This window comes from Providencia sp. Me31A (assembly GCF_050487165.1).
Taxonomy (GTDB): domain Bacteria; phylum Pseudomonadota; class Gammaproteobacteria; order Enterobacterales; family Enterobacteriaceae; genus Providencia.
Window position 1 is genome coordinate 1 of record NZ_JBKQGZ010000066.1, and the last position, 1392, is coordinate 1392.

The 1392-nt window shown below is 35.6% G+C and carries 2 protein-coding genes; both read right to left on the minus strand.

Translation table 11 applies throughout. The features are described from left to right. Positions 1-195 precede the first annotated feature (195 nt). The gene (locus ACLPIE_RS22455; RefSeq protein WP_036975504.1) at positions 196-396 is read right to left on the minus strand and encodes a phage holin family protein; all 201 of its coding nucleotides are present in this window, start codon (positions 394-396) and stop codon (positions 196-198) included. 218 nt (positions 397-614) lie between these two features. Next, positions 615-1148 carry a hypothetical protein gene (locus tag ACLPIE_RS22460; RefSeq protein ID WP_430263838.1) on the minus strand — a complete coding sequence of 178 codons (534 nt, stop codon included), beginning with the start codon at positions 1146-1148 and terminating at the stop codon, positions 615-617. Between the last annotated feature and the right edge of the window lie 244 nt (positions 1149-1392).

Consider the following 1392-nt stretch of genomic DNA (forward strand, 5'->3'; position numbering starts at 1 on the left):
TCGTTGCAGCTCTAGAATTGCAGTCCAGTATTCTCGTTTACTTTGTTGTTCCATAGTCCCTCCAATGAAAAAGCTACTATGGCAAATGACGAGTTTGTTTAGTATGTGTGGTTCATTAACCGCTTACCCTCAAACTCAGTAACCATTGCAACAGTTAATGTCATCAACCCACCAGCTGCAGCGGCCATTTTTATTTTATTTGGTATCTTTGCCACTGTTAGCCTCTCTTAATTTGAATTCTTTACGTTTGTAGTACCAATTCACCAAGAATGTAGCGACAGTACATATAATTCCGATGAGTACCGCCCACTGGTCTAACGATAAAGCCCCTACTGCTGTAGTAATTACTCCTAATGCATAAGAAAAGGGGCTAGAGTATTTTTCGTGCATACGCATATCCCCCCCTTGCGGAGTGTTCCGATGTTTAGTTAATAGAAAGCCGCGTACAATCTCTATGCGTCAATTAAGTGTGTGATTAGAATTCTGTGGCGGCGTATGGGTGACCATCTTATTAATACCAACAAAATGGAAAATGGTAGAAACAGAAAAGGCCACGCAATGCGCAGCCTTATTGTTTTACATGGTGAAGCTTATGTTTAATTATATATTTTTACTTATTTAAAATTAACATTAATACTTTTATCCAAAATAATTGATTCTATTGTGCCATCTTTTTTATGGTTTACTGTAATGTTATTTTTTTCTTCCTTATCATAATCGGGGAAATCCATTAGGCTCTTATTAACAGAAAAGGGAGTTCCAACTTTATCCAGTCTCACTATAAACGGAATTGAAAACTCAAATTCTTTACCCTCTTTTTTCAATAAACCTGATAACCTTATTTCACAATACCGCCGATCAGCATCTGGTGCTTCAGGTTTGTCTACAGGTGTTACGATCAGCTTTATTTCATTTTTCCCTGATTTAAATATATCATTAGCATCAATACCATATCCAAAAGTAGCAAGCACTGGTGAATCAAAATAATTTTTGGTATTTATCAATATATACTTATCATACTCAAGCTTACAATTCATGTCAGTTGCAGCTACTTGGAAAAATAATCGCCCCTTTATATTTTCATTAGCATAAAGATTTAATGGTTGCATAAATAATATAACAAAAAAAAGCAATACTGACCTTTGCATGTATTCCCCCTTATACCTTGTTGCATTTTTATAGGTAAGTGAACATTAATGCAAAATAATCACGCAACAACAAGCAGAATAAACCTAAATCATTACTCAGTTATTATGCAGAACTACAGTAAGCGGTTAATGAACCACACATACTAAACAAACTCGTCATTTGCCATAGTAGCTTTTTCATTGGAGGGACTATGGAACAACAAAGTAAACGAGAATACTGGACTGCAATTCTAGAGCTGCAACG